The sequence below is a fragment of the Aquicella lusitana genome, assembly GCF_902459475.1.
GTDB lineage: Bacteria > Pseudomonadota > Gammaproteobacteria > DSM-16500 > DSM-16500 > Aquicella > Aquicella lusitana.
This window is the reverse complement of the sequence record NZ_LR699114.1, coordinates 709,739-727,240: the sequence shown is the minus strand read 5'-3', so window position 1 is coordinate 727,240 and position 17,502 is coordinate 709,739. Positions and strand designations below refer to the sequence as shown.

The window sequence follows — 17,502 nt, the reverse complement described above, 5'->3', positions numbered from 1 at the left end:
GAGAGCCGTTTACATGCAAAGATCTATTTTTATCAAAATTATCCTTGGGCTAATCATCGCAGTCGGTTTGGCGAGCTGTTCAACGACTACTTTTTCGCCCGCTTCCACTTCATCCTCTGCGCTTTCCCCAGAAAGCTACCATACCACTTTATGGGAAGGGAATGCAGACACGATCTGGAATAAATTGCAGGCCACCCCTCCATCCAGGCTTGCCGCTTTACAGCGAGAAACCAGTGATCCGACGCAAAACGCATGGCTTCAGCTTGCCCTCATCAGCAAACGCAACAGCGTCAACACCCAGCAACTTGCCCATCAATTAATCATCTGGCGCAACAGCAATCCCTCTCACCCCGCCAACCAGCTGCTTCCGAATGACGAAATTTTAAATCAGCTGCAAAATGCCGCGGCGCCGCAACAAATTGCGCTTCTGCTGCCACAGAGCGGACCTTTTGGCACCTCTGGCCGGGCCGTGCGCGAAGGCTTTTTAAACGCTTATTATGCGAATTTATCCAAAGCAGGCCAGCAGCGCGTCAAGTTTTATGATACAGCATCCACGCCAAGCATGGCTGCGCTGCATCAGCAAGCGGTTGCAGAAGGCGCTGATTTTGTTATCGGCCCCCTGATCAAAGACCAGGTGCAGCAGCTGAGCAAATCGGGTTCTTTTACCTCGCCTACACTCGCGCTGAATTACACTACACTCTACTGGGGTTCACTGCCGACGAATTTCTATGAATTTGGCCTCTTACCAGAAGACGAGGTGGCCCAGATCGCTGATCGTGCGCATGAAACAGGCCGCTCGCGTGCCATCATCATTGCGCCGCAAAACGTGTGGGGAAAGCGGCTGGTATCTGCCTTTTCAACGCGATGGCAATCTATCGGCGGCAGCATTCAGGAAACATGGTATTACTCGGCAAACACGGATTTCAATCAGGAAATAGCCCGGCTGCTTAAAGTCAATCTGTCTCAGGACAAGCAATTAATGAAGGAAGGCGGCAATAAGGAATCGCTGCAAAACCAGCGGCGGCAGGATTTTGACGTAATTTTCCTCTTTGCCCAGCCGCAACCTGCGCGCGCTATTTTGCCACTCTTACGTTATTATTACGCTGGCGATGTCCCCGTGTATGCAACTTCATCCATTTATTCGGGCAAGCTGAATCCCGCCAAGGACGCGGATTTAAATGGTGTCATTATTTGCGACATCCCCTGGACAAAACAACTGGCCCGCATGCGATCGGATGATGAAGTCTCTTCAGACCGGCTCTACGCAGTGGGACAGGATGCTTATCTTTTAAGTCAAACCTTGCAGCGGCTTACCTATTTGCCCAATTTTCCTATTTACGGAAGAACGGGTGCATTAACCCTGTCATCTACACATCAAATTCACCGCCGCCTGCCCTGCACCGTCATTCGCAATGAACGTGCTTGACAGACATAAGCTTGGCAAGAAAGCAGAATTATTGGCCTGCCAGTTTCTGCAGGCCAAAGGTCTGCGATTGCTTCAGCAGAATTATCATTGCTATTATGGCGAGATTGACTTAATCATGCAGGATCAGGATGATATCGTTTTTGTCGAAGTTCGCTGCCGCAGGCGCACCGATTACGGCAACGCATTTGAAAGCATCAGCAAAACCAAAATCGCCAGACTGATCAAGACCGCGAACCATTTTTTGCAAATGAAAAAATGGCTTGATAAAGTTAACAGCCGTTTTGATGTTATCGCTATCCATCCTGTAGCAGGCAAAATGCAGATTGAATGGATCGAGCACGCATTTTCGGAGGAGATAAATCGCTACTTATGAACAGCATCATTGAACGCATTAAAGTAAATTTTACAGAAAGCATTCAGACCAAAATCATCTCGGCTGACTCGATCCTCAATATTATTGCTGAAGCCAGCGAGGAAATCGTACAGGCGCTCCTCGAAGGCCATAAAATTCTGAGCTGCGGTAACGGCGGATCTGCTTGCGAAGCCCTGCATTTCAGCTCTGAAATGCTGAATCGTTTCAAACAGGAACGGCCCGGCCTCCCCGCCATCGCACTGACCTCCGATATACCGACCCTGACTGCCATAGCGAATGACTATCATTTCAGTGACGTATTTGCAAAGCAGATACGCGCCATGGGCCATGCCGGTGACTTATTGCTCGCCATTTCTACTAGCGGCAATTCAGCGAACATCGTCAATGCCATCAAGGCAGCCCACGATAAAAACATGGGGGTTATTGCATTGACCGGCTATGATGGTGGTAAAATAGTCGACCATTTGCAGGAAAAAGATATTGAAATACGTGTGCCCGCCTATGATACAGCGCGTATCCAAGAGACACACTTGCTCATCATTCATTGTATTTGTGACATTATAGATTTTCGTTTATTTGGTCACGGAGAAGTAACATGAAAAAATTTATGGCGATTATTGTTCTGGCTTTTTCCTTACAAGGGTGCATTTTTGTTGCAGGCGCCGCTGCCGGCGCTGCAGCGATTGCTATCGTTTATGATCATCGGACTATTGAAAATACCCTTCAGGACACGCGAATCGCCAATAAGATAGCCGATAAAATCAATAAAGTGCCTGCGTTGCGCGATGAAAGCCACATTGAAGTCACCGTATTCAACCGTGTCGTGCTGCTCACCGGTGAAACACCGAATCCGGCTTGGCGGCAACAGGCAGAAGATATAGCCAAATCAGATCCGGAGATTTCCCGCGTTTATAATCAGATTACTATTCAAGGACCTACCTCCACCCTGACACGCACCAGCGATTCCTGGATCACTACTAAAATCAAGGGCCAAATGCTCGCAACCGAAGATTTAAAATCCAGCAGCATTAAAGTCGTCACTGAAAACGGCGTTGTTTACCTGATGGGTATAGTCAACCGCCAGCAAGCTGATATTGCTGTTGATATTGCAAGACAGGTTTCAGGTGTTCAAAAAGTAGTGAAGATTTTCCAGTATAGGACATAATTTCTCGCGAATAATAACTGGGCTAGGAATACAATAGATACCGCAGCTGGCACTTGTTGCCTGCTTGCTGCCTGGTACCTTACTCTTTGCCCACCCCGCACTGCCTGCTCTGTCATCCCGCACTTGTTGCGGGATCCGGTATCAAAAAAATAAAGGAATACATTATTTTTTATACACCAGGCCCCGCAACAAGTGCGAGGTGACAAGAAAATGTGGGAATAACGCAGTTAAACGAACACTCTCCACTTTAATAGCTAGTGCTTGGCGCTTTTGCGTAGAAGCTCGCCTGCTTCCATGAATGCATCATTTTCAAATGTAACCAACATCATTCTTGCTTCAGGAAAGCTTAGTTGGGTACGCTCTTCCGGAAAGATAATTTTTATATGCGCGGCAACTTCTTTATAATCTTTTTTTGCCAACAACTCTCCAATCTCTTCCTTGGAAAGATCAAATCCTACAATGTAAATAGCACCTTTCACTCCCATTCTCATTAAAGCAGAATTTAAATCAGACTGGGACGAGAATATCTGGAATCCAAAATTTTGCTTTTTAGCAAAATTTAATGCCTCAACTGGTTGATAGCTATGCGATGCCATGGATACAATCATGCAGGATTTAAAGTCTTTCAAGCGGTCGTACATGGCCATATAGGATTCATCTCCACTTTTTAATGCATCAATTGCCTTAGGAGATAAATGAAAAGTATCTTGTAATTTTTTCTTCCACAGGCCTGCGTGTTTAACATCCTCTGCAAACATTGACGATACGCTTGCAAGCTTCCTTGGATCATCAATAAAAGAAAGAATGAATAATCTTAAATCTTGAGGCAGTGAATAAAATGGGGTTTGTATATTTTTCTGCTGGGCTTCCTTTTTAATTAACTGGTCAGCAGTACGCTTGGAATTGACGATTTTTTTTAACTCTGCTAAAAGATCCTCCACCTGTCTTCCTTGGATTTGGTCTTTGATTGCTTGCAAGCCTTTATCTTTCCCAAATACGCCTATTTTAATATTGCTAAGCTCACTTTTAATGATTGTTAGCATTTGCTGAAATTTATCAGGTAGCCCATATATTTTTGTTTGAACCCGAGAAGCATCTGTTTTTAAATCTTCCGCAGAGATAGCGGGAAACAAAACAGGTTTTTTTAATTTGAGGTTCTCTCTTCCCAGAATGGCTGAGCTCATTATTTTTTGGTCAGAAAACTGCAAAACAGCATCGACAATTGATTTAATACGATTGCGTTTATGCTCATTTTTTATGAGATCATTTTTTTGATTTTGAATGTATACGTTAATGGTTTCGATAATTGCATTCAGAATTTGGCTAATGTCTTCCAAAACCTGTTTGGAATTTCCACTATTATGGGATTCCATCATCCACCTCATTTTTTATTTCTTATTATTATAGCACTTTTGCTTAAAACGCTTTTGTAGCGAACGTAAGCCCTTGAGTTATGAACAAGAAATTACCAACTGGAAGGTGAAGGAACATTGATAGAAATATAGAACCGTCCGCTATCCGTAAAAGCGGACGGTATCAAAAAGAGATGGATCTTGTTTAGCAATTCACCTTTACAAGATTACCCGAGTTTGTGAGAGATGGCGTCGTGGTAGAGGACTGTTTTTTTTTCTTAGTAGATGGTGACCATAGACCTTCTTGCTCCCTTTGTGCAGTCATCAGTTTGGCCGTTCCCTTTTCTACTTTCGTATTATCAATCACTAATGCAGGTACTGTTCCTACCAACTCAGTGTCATTACTAACCGGCTTTGTTTGACTCACTACCGGAACAACATGCTGTCCATAGCTGTTTACTTCTTTATAGAAACCCGCCACAAAACCCACCAGATCTTTTTTATCTAGCAGACCTTTTTCCATTAGCCTCGCTGCCGATTCTGTCGCCCATTCAATCTGCTGTTCCGTCATAAGCGCATTCAACATGCTGGTTGTATTGTTTGCTTTTTTATTACTGGTAGGTGATTTACCATTCTTTTTATTTGTAATAATAGAATATTTATAGCTGGCAAGCGAACCCGATACCCTATTCATTTCTCCCGCATTTAAATCAGCATTTACGAGAACTTGCGGCTTTCCATTCGGGTATAAAAGAATATTATGCGGATCCGTATTATTGCCGTTGCGCTTCAACCATGAAACATAGTCCGTTGTTTCCGCAATATAGTGACTTTTAATATCTTCAGGATCTTCATTTGGATGCAGCTTCAAACGCTTATTGGTATCTTGTTCTAAAAGCGTTTCAACTGCTTCACGTCTTTTGCCATTACGAAGATTAAAATACTGTGCTTCAGCATCCTTCCAATTTGGCGTCTGCCGCCACTTTTGGACCAAGACAATTTTTTTTCCTTCCATTTCTTCTTCTGATACCACTTTCTTATTTTCTTCTCCTGAAGCTTTATAAGCTTCAAGATCAAGATCTTCATCATTTTGTTTAATTAGCGCAATGGTTTCACGATGCAATAAAAGGAAGTCAGCATAGGCTTTCTCATCATTGGGAACAAGGTAAATGGTGTAGGGCATTTCCAGTGAATTAAGATCACTTACTAATTTGGCAAATTGCGCTCGCGACAGACCTGCGCTTTTGTTTCGAGTTGGGGGATCAATGCAAAGCGGCACACGTATATGATATCTTTTCGAGGTGCCCTGAGTCTTCGCTTTAGTAGCCAGGTCAATCAAGTCTTGGGAAAGCTGCAATGTATATTCTGGTTGGTCAGGTACTGTCAGATTAGTTCTTGTATCCATTTTCTCACTCCACCGCGTTAAATTTTTTTACTATGTTTAGCAATATACTACATAGATTGTAGGATTTATACTATATCCTTGACGCAAGAAATATGGTTAGTTTTCAAGCCCCTAGGATTATAAATAAGTCTCATTTTGCTTATCAAGTACTTCTTCAAGCCCCTCTCGAGTCGCTGTATAATAAGGAACAGACGAGGCTAACTCTATGACCGATAAAGACAACCTAGAACAAATCATCGCCCGGCAAAAACGACAAATTGCCACCCTGAGAGCAGAAAATGACATGCTCAAAAAAAAGGCAATCCTATCGGCCAACAATGACAAAGAATTTTTCGCTTTGCGTGATCTGATTGCGCTTATGCCAGGCAATATATTCTGGAAAGACAAGGAAGGCAAACTTTTAGGTTGTAACAACCATCTTGCAAAGATTCTAAGCCTCACGTCTCCGGATGAAATTATAGGCAAACATACCATTGATCTCGTTGGCGCAGAATTAGCCGAGCAGATAGATAAGATTGACAAAGAAATCATGGCTTCAATGGAGGCAACCAGTATTGAAGAAGTGGGTTTTAATGAAAAACACGAACCTGCTACTTATCTCTCTTACAAAATACCGTTGCGCGATCGCAATGGCGAGGTAATCGGGCTTCTCGGAACTTCTCTTGATATCACAGAACATAAAAGAATGGAGCAGGAGCTTAAAATAGCCAAAGAAAAAGCAGAGGCATCCAACCGGGCAAAATCTCAATTTCTCGCTGTCGTAAACCATGAGCTTCGCACGCCGCTCACGGGCATCTTAGGACTAGTCAATTTTTTAAAGCAGGGAAATTTATCAAAGGCGGATCAACTGACCTCGCTGGAAGACCTGGAGCATTGCGCGCAAAATCTGCTTAGTCTGGTAAACGATGTCCTGGATTTCAGCCGTCTGGAAGCCGGAAAATACGTTTTAAATACGCACACATCAATTAATCTTAATACCCTTATCAACGAAGCTTTAAGTATTACTGCTGCGCTTGCAAAAAATAAAGGCTTGGAATTGACCGCCCGGCTGGATCAACAACCGTCTCTGCAAATCCAGACAGATCCCCATGTGCTGCGGCAGATACTTATTAACATCATTAATAACGCCATCAAATTCACTGAAAAGGGTCAGATTGCCATAGAGGTGCGTATATTAAAGCGCACAGCCCGCAAAGCAAAACTTGCTATTGCGGTCCATGATACAGGGCCTGGTATCCCAGCCGACAAATTGGAACTGATTTTTGAACCTTTCAGGCAGCTTGAAGATGCGTATACTCGGCAATCTAGCCGCAGCGGCACCGGCCTTGGCCTTGCGATTGTCAAACGGCTGGCGGGCTTATTGAACATGACCATCAACGTTATCAGTGAGCCCGGGAAAGGATCCACGTTTACGCTGATTGGGGAATTCGAAGTTCCTCGAGGCGATTCTCTCATTACTGCCCTGCATAAAAAATCTATGGCATATCGTGCGAAACACCCAGATCTTCCTTCCACTGCTCTCTCCTCACTCCCCAAGCAAAAACTGAAAGTTCTCCTTATTGAAGATGACAAAATTGTTCAGCGTATTCATGAAAAAATGTTGGTCGATTTAGGGTGTGAAGTTGAAATTTCCGCACATGGCCATGACGGACTGCAGGCGCTAAATAATCATGACATTATCTTTGTGGACATCGGCTTGCCTGATATCACTGGCTTTGAAGTCATCAGAACAATACGCCAACATCAGGATAAAGAGAAACGAACCCTTCCTATTGTTGCGCTCACAGGCTATACCGGCGAAGAAGAAAAATCTGCCTGCCTGACTGCTGGCGCGAACGAAATTGCAAACAAACCCATCTCACACGGAAGCCTGAAAGAAATTCTGCATCGGTATACGAAACCTACCTGGTAGAACCCCTCAGAGGCGCTCCGTGCAAGAATATTTAGCTTACTCAACAAGCCTTAAAACGGGCTTCTCTCTGGTTTGTTCGCTGGCAATGATATCTGCATCAGACGCATCCGCATTGGAAAAGCCTTCCAATGCCTTCAGCTCAACGATGCCATTGCGTTCTTCACCTTCACTGTCGTCTTCATCTGCATCAAAAAATATACCTTCGCCATTTTCTTCAGCATAGATAGCTAAAATAGCTTTAATCGGGGCAGAGATGAAATGGATCACGCCAGAGAAAGAAGCCTTGAACTCAACGAGTTCATTGGTAATTTTCAGATCGCGCACTGCGACTGAAGAGATATTAAATACTATCTCACCGCCTTCAGCATATTCTTTGGGAATTCTGCAGCGGGGATGATTAGCATCAATGACAAGGATAGGTGTGCATGCACTATCAACAATCCACTGATAAAATGCTCGTAGCAAGTAAGGTCTGTTTGATAACATCATGTTTCTCCCTTAAGCTGTTTCTGCCTTAGCTGATTTCCTCAACTCCTGTTCGGCCTCAGTGAGACTGGCCTGAAATGAATCGCGCTGAAATAATCGATCCGCATACTTGTTAACCACTTTGGTTTCAGCTGGCGGCAGGGTAATGCCCCATGCCGGCAAGCGCCACAAGACAGGCGCGATACAGCAGTCAACCAGTGTAAATTCCTCTCCTAGAAAATAAGGAGAAGCATTAAATGCTGGTACAAGCTGCAACAAATAGCTAGTCAGCTCTTTTGCAGCGGCTCGTGAATCATTTATTTTCCCTGTCTCTAATTTGCGAATCAACGGTCCCCATTCGCGATCAAAACGATAGATTATCAATCTGGCCTTCGCTCTGGCAACAGGGTAAACAGGCATTAAAGGAGGATGCGGGAACCGTTCATCAAGGTATTCAGCAATAATGTTGGGTTCATACAGTGCAAGCTCTCGATCAACGAGCGTAGGCACATTACCGTAGGGATTCAGCTCAAGCAAATCTTCAGTCTTACCGCGTGATTCAATATTAATCACTTCGTAGGATACGCCTTTTTCAGCAAGTACGATGCGCACCCGATGACTGAGAATATCCACTGCTCCGGAATAGAGCGTCATGACGGATCGTTTATTTGTAATAATTGCCATTGCTAACCTTCCTCACATTCAGAAGACAGAGGACAGATAACTGAACAGATAAATCAGCCGACACGTGATAAGCAACTCGCACGGGGCCGACGAATAATCAATATGATCTGTCCTTTGCCTTCTATAACCCGGGTCAAAGAAACTTTTTAAATGACGCTCTCGCCGCACGAAAAGAAAAAGTGGCTGGGGGACTAGGATTCGAACCTAGGTTAACGGAGTCAGAGTCCGCTGTCCTGCCGCTAGACGATCCCCCATCTGATTGATAATACTATTCGAATTATCGCTTGGAGTATTGCGTACCCTTGCGAGCTTTGTGTTTGCCAACTTTTTTACGTTCGACTTCTCGCGCGTCTCTAGTTAAATAGCCTGCTCTGCGCAATGCTCTTCTTACGGAATCATCAGCCATGCCGCCACTGGTGTCATCACCACCTGAGCTATCCTCTTCGTATTGCAACAATGCGCGCGCAATACCATGGCGAATAGCGCCGGCTTGGCCATTCATACCGCCGCCATCAACGGTCACCAGCACATCAAATTTGCTTTGCAGCTCAGTAGCTTCAAGCGGCTGGCGAACGATCATACGGGCAGTTTCACGGCCGAAATATTCTTCAAGCGTACGGTCATTGATAACAATGCTTCCCTTGCCTGGTTTCAGGAATACACGGGCTGTCGATGTTTTGCGACGACCAGTACCATAAAAATTCTTTTCTGCCATATCTTTATCCTAGTTCTATTCTGCTTTCTCAAGGTTAATTTCAACAGGCTGCTGTGCTGTATGCGGATGCTCAGCGCCGGCATAGACTTTCAGTTTGCGCAGCATCGCCCGACCCAAAGGAGTCTTTGGCAGCATGCCTTTTACTGCAATTTCAATAATCTTGGTCGGATCCTTATCCTGCAATTTCTCGAAGGTGGTCTCTTTTAATCCGCCTGGGTAACCTGAGTGCCTATAATACACTTTTTCCTGCTCTTTTTTACCTGTTACTTTCACTTGAGCAGCATTGATGACCACAATATAGTCGCCAGCATCTGCGTGTGGGGTATATTCGGGCTTATGCTTGCCGCGCAGGTATTTCGCGATCTGGGTGGCTAATCTGCCGAGCACTTTGTTATTTGCATCAACAAGATACCACTTGTGTTCACTGGTTTCATCGGTAGCAAAATACGTTTTCATCGTTAATCCTATGGTGTCTAAAATAACCCTATTTAAAGCGCCAGAATTGTATAGGAAGCCGTTATAACGCGCAAGTGGCGAAAGACTTTTATCAGGGATAGGCTGGCTCCAAACCCGTGCTCTCGGACCGGTTTATTTCATTTTTCTCGCTTCAAAATTTGAGGCGGCGGCGAATGATTACCTGATGATCACTCTCGAAAATACAAAAAATACCCGCAATTCTCAAGCTCGTTTATACCACAAATCACGCGCGGCGTCTCTCACCTTGAGCGCATTTTCCTTCACTGTTACGCCCGTGAGACGCGGTATTACCCCTGAAAAAACATACCCAACGCACTAACACGTTACACTTCAAGCTCTCTCCGCCTTTCATGTGATTTTTAAAAAAGGTCCTTAATTTCCAGCCAAATTTCCTTTCTTTTTCCCGTTTCGCACACGCTTTATTTAAGAAAAAACAGGCGTTTTCCCCTTGTTTTCAGGGACTTTTTCAAAAAAAACACTCGCAAAATCCATAAAAAATGTTATTTTATTAATGTCTTTTTTCTTAACTTAGTGAGGAATTGATATGGCAGTGAAGAAGTCAAAAATGAAAAGGAAGTCTGGTAACGGGAAAACTGCTTCCAAAGCAGCAGCTAAAAAATCTCCCGCTAAATTGCCCGCTTTTAAAGAACCCGTATCCAAAAGCGGCATGATCAAGACAATCACCGATGTCACCTGCGTCAACAAAAAAGACGTTGTTGCGGTTATGGATTGTCTTACTCAGGTAATTGAAAAACACGTCAAATCAGGCGGCCCAGGCGTATTTGTTCTTCCTGGCCTGATGAAAATCAGTGTGGTTAAAAAACCGGCGAGACCAGCTCGCAAGGGCGTTAACCCCTTTACCGGCGAAGAAATCATGATCAAGGCAAAACCTGCTTACAAAACTGTAAAAATCAGACCGCTCAAGAAATTAAAGGAAATGGTCGCGTAAGCGCGATTATTTTCACCCCATCAAATCCCCTCTTTTCAGCAAGAAAATGAGGGGATTTTATTTCTGCCTCTGTTATAAATCCGCCGGAGCCTCTCTCACCCACACCAATAACAAGGCTGCAATAAGCAAATAGATGGGCAGCACGGACAACGCGAGGTGATAGCTTTGCAGCGAAAAATAATGCACGCCATCAACCACTTTGCCATCCCAGAGTAAATCGAGTAGCTTTCCGATCCCGGGTTCTGTAAAGCTATCCAGCAAAGCATCACTGGTATTAATCATGGCAACCACTGTAGCTGTGAATGCCGGCTTGTTAATCTCTTTCCCGATCGCAAAGCCCAGCATAAAGGATCCCAACCCGAATCCGAATATAAATAACAGCACTGAAACAGCCCAGAGAGGCAGCTGATGGCAATAGAGCACTAGTACCAGCGCGAGACAGGCAACCATCGTACTCGACAACATGACGTTACGCCTCGCCCCTAGCCGGTCAGAAAGAATACCCAATAAAGGACTTCCAATCCCTAAACCAATAAATACCAGAGAGAGCAAAGACGCTGCTTGTGTATTGTTGAGATGATAGGCTTGCTGCAAAAAAGGATTTCCCCATAGTCCGCCAAAAATGGCGATGGGTGAAAAAGCCAAACCGCTATAAAAAGTGAGCAGCCAGTTTTGTCTATTTTTGACGATATCCAGTAAATCACGCCATGAAACCAATTCGGCTTTTTGAGCAACGGATGATTTTTCAGGCGCGTCCCGAACAATAAAAACAAACAGGATAGCTAAGGCGAAACCAATTAATCCCGTAATAAACAAGCACTCACGCCAGCCCACTGCATCAATAAAATAGGCCAAAGGCGCTTGCCCAAAAATCGCGCCTGCCATCGCTGCAGTCGCCAATAGTCCGCCAACAAATGCATATTGCCGCGGTGAAAACCAGACTGCCGCCAATTTCATATAAGCGACGGTAGCAAAGGCCACGCCTACGCCCATTAATCCACGTGACAATTCCGCAATGAACAGCGAATGCGTTTGTGAAAACAGCATAACGCCCAAACCACAGCAAAAAATAGCTGCAGCAGTCAGCCAGCGCGTGCTGTACTTATCAAGCAGAATACCTACAAATAGCTGAGTGATCATGTAAGTGTAATAAAAGGTTGCGGCAAGATTACCAAGACCTGCGCCCGATAACTGAAACTCGCGCATGAGCTGGTTAGTCACGACACTGGGATAAATCTGCAGGATATATTTATAAAAAAGAAAGCACGCGCAGAGGCTAATCACCACAATGGAATAGCTCAATTCCATTGTCTTTGGCCGTGATTGTGTTGTATTGCTTAACATAAAAAACCCTTCTTGCATGTGGAAATTCGTCATCTATTGAATGCTCATCTGTTAGAAGATGAGCGATATTGGATTCGTGGTAGGAATTTGCCTGCCTTAGCGTCACGAACCAGATGACCGCTAAAACAGGCGGCTAATGCGTATGGAAATAATATTAATAATAAAAAAGGGAAAAGCAGCAAGCATAGAAACACAAGCAGCAGGAACTGCCGCAAGCAACCTCTTTGGCTGGCTGATTTGTTTCATTGTTTTCTCTGCACTATCGCTGCACTTACTTTAACGATCATAAAGAAGGATTATTAAGGTTATCTTAAGAAAAGGAGCGTGTATATAGAACTGGACTTGGCCATTTTTGACAAATGATGCTGATTCTACAGAATGGCTGTCATCCTGAGCGCAGCTTTGTCATCCTGAGCGCAGCGAAGGATCTCCCTTCCATTGTGCATTTGGAGATCCTTCGCTGCGCTCCACTACTGTCCGGTGAACCTGTATCATAAATAAACAGGTCTCCTTGAAATTAAATAAATAGGAGGCTTGTATTGTCTATTGCGATATTCTGCAACATGCAAATTATGTCTGATCCAGACTAAAACGAGATGTAATGAACGTTTCTCATTTGAAACATTTTTAAATATTTGTATCAATATAAAAGCAATCAAGGCTGTTGCTATTTGAATTTTAACCGCATTAGAAGATCGGCCCAGAAATTTTTTAAGTCGAAGATTTTGCTTGATCCATTTAAAAAATAGCTCTATTTCCCATCGGGCTTTATAAAGCTTAGCAATATTTTCTGCTGGTAAATCTTTCAAGTTAGTTACCAAAATAAGAGGAGTTTTTCCTTCTCTTTTTACACTTATATATCTCAGCGTCTCGCTATATTCCATGCGTTTTCCACCACGTGGAACTTTATTTGAAATTCTAAAAAGACAATCTTGTAAGATGGGTTCGCGAGTATTTTTTTGCCGGCTTTCTATAACAATGGCCGCATTCTTCTTTAATCGAGTCACAAAATAAGCCTGCCTTTTGTTGATGCTCCACCACCAATTGTAATCGTAGTAACCTTTATCAAACACATAAAGGGTGTTTTTAAGGATTGGCCATTTTTGTCCCATCGTCGCATCATTACAATTTGGATGACTCAACTTCATCCTTAAGGGCAAATCTAATCCTAAATCATATTCAACATGTAGTTTTAATCCTTGTATATGCCGAGTCGCATATTGCTTTGACCACTCATCGTACCCTTGGCCTCTTAGCTGTATCGGGCTACTATCTAATATCCTGATTACTTTTTTTATTTCTTTATGTTTTTTCCTGGGTAACAAAGACATAAGCTGTTCTAATATCCAAAAGAAACTTTCGGCTGGTCGTTTTCGATTGGCATCACTTAAGGTCGAGCGTTTTACTTGCGTTTTTATACCAATTTTTTGACTGTTTATCGCAACCTCTAACGTGCGTAAGCTTTTAATTTCATTAATATGTGCATAAATCATCGTTTTTAAATGTTCAAATGTATTAAATGATTCATAACGATGATCAGATCGAAAGCGTTCTATACATTCCTTCATTAATTTTTTTGTAACGGGTTTTAATAATCGTTGAAAAACGGTATCTTTCATCAGTTCGTCCTTGGTGCTAAATGTGGTGTTTAGCGCGCTATCATAGCGCTTTACCAAGGACGATCAATTTTTAATCTGGTTCACCGGACAGTAGTGCGCTGCGCTCAGGATGACAGCCATTCTCGCTCAGGATGACAAAGCACGCCGGATGGCAAATTCAGGAGAACACCTGTCAAAAATAGCCAAAGTCCCGTATAACTGTGTCATGTCCTGGTGTAGTTGGTTCGCACTCGCAAAATAGCGGCTATACCGCCCCTAACTCCTCTTTTACAACATCAGCTAATTGTCCCGCAAATTGTTCCACCCGGTATTTATCTTCACCTTCAACCATGATGCGAATTAGCGGTTCTGTGCCTGAACGGCGCAATAACACCCGACCTTTTGCACCCAGTGCCTGTTCCACATTCTTAACAGCTTCCTGAATGCGGGGAGATTCGAGAGAAAAATCCGCCTGGGCTGCTTTCACGTTCAGCAGAATCTGGGGATATTTGATCAAGCCGGAGCGAATTTCCGAAAGCGACTGACGCCCATGCCGCATCGCAGCAAGTACCTGCAATGCAGTGATGATACCATCCCCTGTAGTCGTCGTATCCATACAAACAATATGGCCGGAAGGCTCGCCTCCCAAGTGCCATTGGCGCTTCGTGAGTTCACTGATGATATAACGGTCACCTACCGGCACACGTACAAACTCAAGCCCAAGCTGCTTAACGGCCTGCTCAAAGCCCAGGTTTGACATGACGGTACCCACTACACCGCCCTTGAAAGTACCCATACCCGTTTTATGCTTGGCAATGATATACAATAATTCATCGCCATCTAAAATATGGCCTTCATGATCAATCATGACGACGCGGTCGCCGTCGCCATCCAGCGCAATACCCAAATCGGCTTTATGGGTCAGCACTTGCTGGTGCAAAGCTTCAGGATGCGTTGCACCGCATTGCAAATTAATGTTCAAACCGTTCGGCTCAACACCCATCTCAATCACTTCTGCACCCAGTTCGCGAAACACGTTGGGCGCAACGTGATAAGCAGCACCGTGTGCGCAATCCACTACTATTTTTAAGCCATTCAGAATAATGTCGGATGAAACCGTGCTTTTACAAAACTCGATATAGCGCCCGGGCGCATCAACCACACGAATGGCTTTGCCTAATTCGGCAGAATCCACTGTGGTCATTGGCTGTTCCAACTGTTCTTCGATAGCGGATTCCAGATGATCGGGAAGCTTGGTACCCTGGGCAGAAAAAAACTTAATGCCATTGTCATAATAAGGATTATGCGAGGCACTGATGACAATGCCAGCTTGCGCACGCAAGGTGCGTGTCAGATAAGCAATCGCAGGCGTTGGCATGGGACCCAAGAGATGGGTATCAATACCGGCAGCGGAGAGACCCGATTCAAGCACGGATTCAAACATGTAGCCGGAAATGCGGGTGTCTTTACCTATAAGCACTTTGCCATTACCCTGACGGGCTAACACCTTACCTACCGCCCAACCCAGTTTCAGGACAAATTCAGGCGTAATAGGCCACACGCCTACGCGGCCTCGAATACCATCCGTACCGAAATACCGGCGGGGCTTGTGGGAAATCGGATTCATTTTAGTTAACACTTGAGCCATCGGCTTGCGCAGCGCCTTCATTTGCGTTGAGTGATTTATCTTCCGCTGACTCTTCCTTTTCTTTTTCCTTTACCTTTGGTTTGGCTTTGCCTGAATTTTCCTTATTACTTTGCCAGTTTGCCGGCTCACGTACAGTTTTGCCTTCCATGACATCGTGAATCTGATCCAGGTTAATGGTCTCATATTTCACCAGTGCTTCTGCCATGGCGTGAAGCTTTTCGATATTCTCTTTCAGAATGCGCTCTGCACGCTTGTAATTGCGGTCAATAATCTCGCGTACTTCAGCGTCAATCATACTGAACGTTGCCTCAGAAACCTCTTTATGTCGCGTTATGGAATGGCCGAGGAAAACTTCCTCATCCTGTCCACCAATGGTCAGGGGACCTACTTTCTCTGAAAGCCCCCATTTGGTAACCATATTACGCGCAAGTTCACTGGCTTTCTGGATATCGTTGGAAGCACCAGTCGTCACCTTGCTGTCGCCAAAAATAATTTCTTCCGCCAAACGGCCGCCAAAGAGACTGGAGATTTTGCTTTCCAGATACTCTCTGGTGTAATTGTAACGGTCGCCCTCGGGTAAAAACATGGTTACACCCAATGCGCGTCCGCGCGGAATAATAGTAACTTTATGCACCGGGTCATGCTCCGGCACCAAGAGGCCGACAATGGCGTGTCCCGCTTCGTGATAAGCAGTCAATTTCTTTTCCTGCTCTGACATGACAATAGAGCGCCGTTCGGTTCCCATAATGACCTTGTCTTTGGCTTTCTCGAAGTCATCCATATCAACCGCGCGTTTATTCGAACGGGCAGCAAAAAGCGCTGCTTCATTAACAATATTGGCGAGATCCGCCCCTGAAAATCCGGGTGTACCGCGCGCAATAACAGAAACATCCACATCATCCGCAAGCGGTAATTTACGACTATGCACGCGAAGAATTTGCTCGCGCCCTTTGACATCCGGCAGGCCCACCACTACCTGGCGGTCGAAACGACCGGGACGTAACAGGGCAGGATCCAGCACATCAGGCCGGTTCGTTGCCGCAATCACAATCACCCCTTCACTGCCCTGGAAACCATCCATTTCAACCAGCAGCTGGTTTAGCGTCTGTTCACGTTCATCATGGCCACCGCCTAAGCCCGCACCGCGATGCCGGCCAACCGCGTCAATTTCATCAATAAAAATAATGCAGGGAGCCTGTTTTTTGGCTTGATCAAACATATCGCGCACGCGGGAAGCGCCCACACCGACAAACATTTCAACGAAATCCGAACCGGAAATGGTAAAGAAGGGAACCTTGGCCTCACCTGCCACCGCTTTAGCGAGCAGGGTTTTACCCGTTCCTGGCGGGCCCACCAACAGGACACCGCGTGGAATCTTGCCGCCCAAGCGTTGGAATTTGCCCGGATCTTTTAGAAAATCAACCAGCTCTTTTACTTCTTCCTTCGCCTCTTCGCAACCAGCCACGTCCGAGAAAGTAATCTTGACCTGGTCTGCATTCAACAATCGCGCCCTGCTACGGCCGAATGAAAAGGCACCGCCCTTTCCGCCGCCGGTCTGTTGCCGGAGTACATAAATCCAGATAGCGATAATAATGATCCACGGCAGCAGGTTCAGAAGATGGACCCATAACCCAGGTTGATCAGGCTGTTTCCCCTGTACAATCACCCCCTTGTCCAGCATATCCTTGAGCAGGACCGGATCCTGCCGCATGGGAAGATAGGTCGTAAATGTCTTGCCCGTCTGGTATTTGCCAGTGACATTTTGATCGGAGATGGTCACCGTATTCACATCCCCCTGCTTGATCTTTTGAAGAAAAGCGGAATAGCTAATCTTTTCCTCAGTTTCGCGCCGGGGCCCAAAGTTATTGAAAACCGAAATTAGAATAATTCCGATTACCATCCACAGCAGTATTGTCTTGATTGCGTCATTCACGTCGGTTGACCTCTTTCAAAGTCAAAAAGTACTTTCTTAAAGTATAAGTTAATCAT

The 17,502-nt window shown here is 44.9% G+C and carries 17 protein-coding genes and 1 tRNA gene; 6 read left to right on the top strand and 12 right to left on the bottom strand.

All coding sequences use genetic code 11. The features are described 5' to 3' along the window. The first annotated feature begins 13 nt into the window (after positions 1–13). Genes AQUSIP_RS03390 through AQUSIP_RS03375 form a run of 4 tightly spaced genes read left to right on the top strand, consistent with a single transcriptional unit; the run spans position 14 to position 2,964 of the window. A complete protein-coding gene (locus tag AQUSIP_RS03390; RefSeq protein WP_170131775.1) occupies positions 14–1,426 on the top strand; it encodes a penicillin-binding protein activator in 1,413 nt (470 codons plus the stop codon). Beyond that, positions 1,419–1,799, top strand: a complete 381-nt coding sequence (locus AQUSIP_RS03385) for a YraN family protein (protein WP_197737818.1) — start codon at positions 1,419–1,421, stop codon at positions 1,797–1,799. The genes AQUSIP_RS03390 and AQUSIP_RS03385 overlap by 8 nt, the downstream gene beginning before the upstream one ends. Next, positions 1,796–2,398, top strand: coding sequence for a phosphoheptose isomerase (locus AQUSIP_RS03380; RefSeq protein WP_114834110.1), 603 nt, complete (start codon positions 1,796–1,798; stop codon positions 2,396–2,398). The genes AQUSIP_RS03385 and AQUSIP_RS03380 overlap by 4 nt, the downstream gene beginning before the upstream one ends. Next, the gene (locus tag AQUSIP_RS03375; protein ID WP_114834109.1) at positions 2,395–2,964 is read left to right on the top strand and encodes a BON domain-containing protein; all 570 of its coding nucleotides are present in this window, start codon (positions 2,395–2,397) and stop codon (positions 2,962–2,964) included. Before AQUSIP_RS03380 ends, AQUSIP_RS03375 begins: the two co-directional genes overlap by 4 nt. A 254-nt stretch (positions 2,965–3,218) precedes the next feature. Here the strand turns inward: AQUSIP_RS03375 and AQUSIP_RS03370 are convergent, their stop codons facing one another. Together AQUSIP_RS03370 and AQUSIP_RS03365 are read right to left on the bottom strand one after the other, a co-directional pair. Continuing rightward, the gene (locus AQUSIP_RS03370) at positions 3,219–4,340 is read right to left on the bottom strand and encodes a hypothetical protein (protein WP_147277477.1); all 1,122 of its coding nucleotides are present in this window, start codon (positions 4,338–4,340) and stop codon (positions 3,219–3,221) included. A 181-nt stretch (positions 4,341–4,521) separates the two neighbouring features. Beyond that, positions 4,522–5,721 carry a hypothetical protein gene (locus AQUSIP_RS03365; protein WP_114834107.1) on the bottom strand — a complete coding sequence of 400 codons (1,200 nt, stop codon included), beginning with the start codon at positions 5,719–5,721 and terminating at the stop codon, positions 4,522–4,524. Positions 5,722–5,926: 205 nt separating this feature from the next. Here AQUSIP_RS03365 and AQUSIP_RS03360 point away from each other — a divergent pair, with 205 nt between their 5' ends. Further along, positions 5,927–7,633 carry an ATP-binding protein gene (locus AQUSIP_RS03360; protein ID WP_114834106.1) on the top strand — a complete coding sequence of 569 codons (1,707 nt, stop codon included), beginning with the start codon at positions 5,927–5,929 and terminating at the stop codon, positions 7,631–7,633. Between the two features lie 36 nt (positions 7,634–7,669). Here the strand turns inward: AQUSIP_RS03360 and AQUSIP_RS03355 are convergent, their stop codons facing one another. The 5 genes from AQUSIP_RS03355 to rplM all read right to left on the bottom strand — a co-directional run bounded on the left by AQUSIP_RS03355 (position 7,670) and on the right by rplM (position 9,953). Beyond that, on the bottom strand, positions 7,670–8,122 hold the full coding sequence (locus tag AQUSIP_RS03355; RefSeq protein ID WP_114834105.1) for a ClpXP protease specificity-enhancing factor: 453 nt from the start codon (positions 8,120–8,122) through the stop codon (positions 7,670–7,672). 9 nt (positions 8,123–8,131) lie between these two features. After that, positions 8,132–8,782 carry a glutathione S-transferase N-terminal domain-containing protein gene (locus AQUSIP_RS03350; protein WP_114834104.1) on the bottom strand — a complete coding sequence of 217 codons (651 nt, stop codon included), beginning with the start codon at positions 8,780–8,782 and terminating at the stop codon, positions 8,132–8,134. Between the two features lie 180 nt (positions 8,783–8,962). Continuing rightward, positions 8,963–9,036 (bottom strand) — tRNA-Gln (locus AQUSIP_RS03345). 23 nt (positions 9,037–9,059) lie between these two features. Further along, the gene (gene rpsI / locus AQUSIP_RS03340) at positions 9,060–9,497 is read right to left on the bottom strand and encodes a 30S ribosomal protein S9 (protein WP_114834103.1); all 438 of its coding nucleotides are present in this window, start codon (positions 9,495–9,497) and stop codon (positions 9,060–9,062) included. A gap of 15 nt (positions 9,498–9,512) precedes the next feature. Beyond that, positions 9,513–9,953 (bottom strand): 50S ribosomal protein L13, encoded by a 441-nt coding sequence (gene rplM / locus AQUSIP_RS03335; RefSeq protein WP_114834102.1) that lies wholly within the window; start codon positions 9,951–9,953, stop codon positions 9,513–9,515. 586 nt (positions 9,954–10,539) lie between these two features. Here rplM and AQUSIP_RS03330 point away from each other — a divergent pair. Beyond that, positions 10,540–10,923: an HU family DNA-binding protein gene (locus AQUSIP_RS03330; protein WP_232058625.1), complete on the top strand. Its 384-nt coding sequence runs from the start codon at positions 10,540–10,542 to the stop codon at positions 10,921–10,923. 72 nt (positions 10,924–10,995) lie between these two features. On the opposite strand, the gene AQUSIP_RS03325 is transcribed toward AQUSIP_RS03330, so the two are convergent. From AQUSIP_RS03325 to ftsH, 5 genes are all read right to left on the bottom strand, one after another. After that, the gene (locus AQUSIP_RS03325; protein ID WP_170131774.1) at positions 10,996–12,267 is read right to left on the bottom strand and encodes an MFS transporter; all 1,272 of its coding nucleotides are present in this window, start codon (positions 12,265–12,267) and stop codon (positions 10,996–10,998) included. A gap of 120 nt (positions 12,268–12,387) precedes the next feature. Further along, positions 12,388–12,513, bottom strand: coding sequence for a hypothetical protein (locus tag AQUSIP_RS12545; RefSeq protein ID WP_267896353.1), 126 nt, complete (start codon positions 12,511–12,513; stop codon positions 12,388–12,390). Positions 12,514–12,758: 245 nt separating this feature from the next. Beyond that, complete coding sequence (locus AQUSIP_RS03320; RefSeq protein ID WP_232058605.1) at positions 12,759–13,886, bottom strand: IS4 family transposase; 1,128 nt, start codon at positions 13,884–13,886, stop codon at positions 12,759–12,761. Positions 13,887–14,130: 244 nt separating this feature from the next. Next, entirely contained in the window at positions 14,131–15,513 is a 1,383-nt protein-coding gene (gene glmM, locus AQUSIP_RS03315; protein ID WP_407641496.1) for a phosphoglucosamine mutase, read from the bottom strand. Then, positions 15,494–17,446, bottom strand: a complete 1,953-nt coding sequence (gene ftsH, locus AQUSIP_RS03310) for an ATP-dependent zinc metalloprotease FtsH (protein WP_114833520.1) — start codon at positions 17,444–17,446, stop codon at positions 15,494–15,496. Before ftsH ends, glmM begins: the two co-directional genes overlap by 20 nt. Between the last annotated feature and the right edge of the window lie 56 nt (positions 17,447–17,502).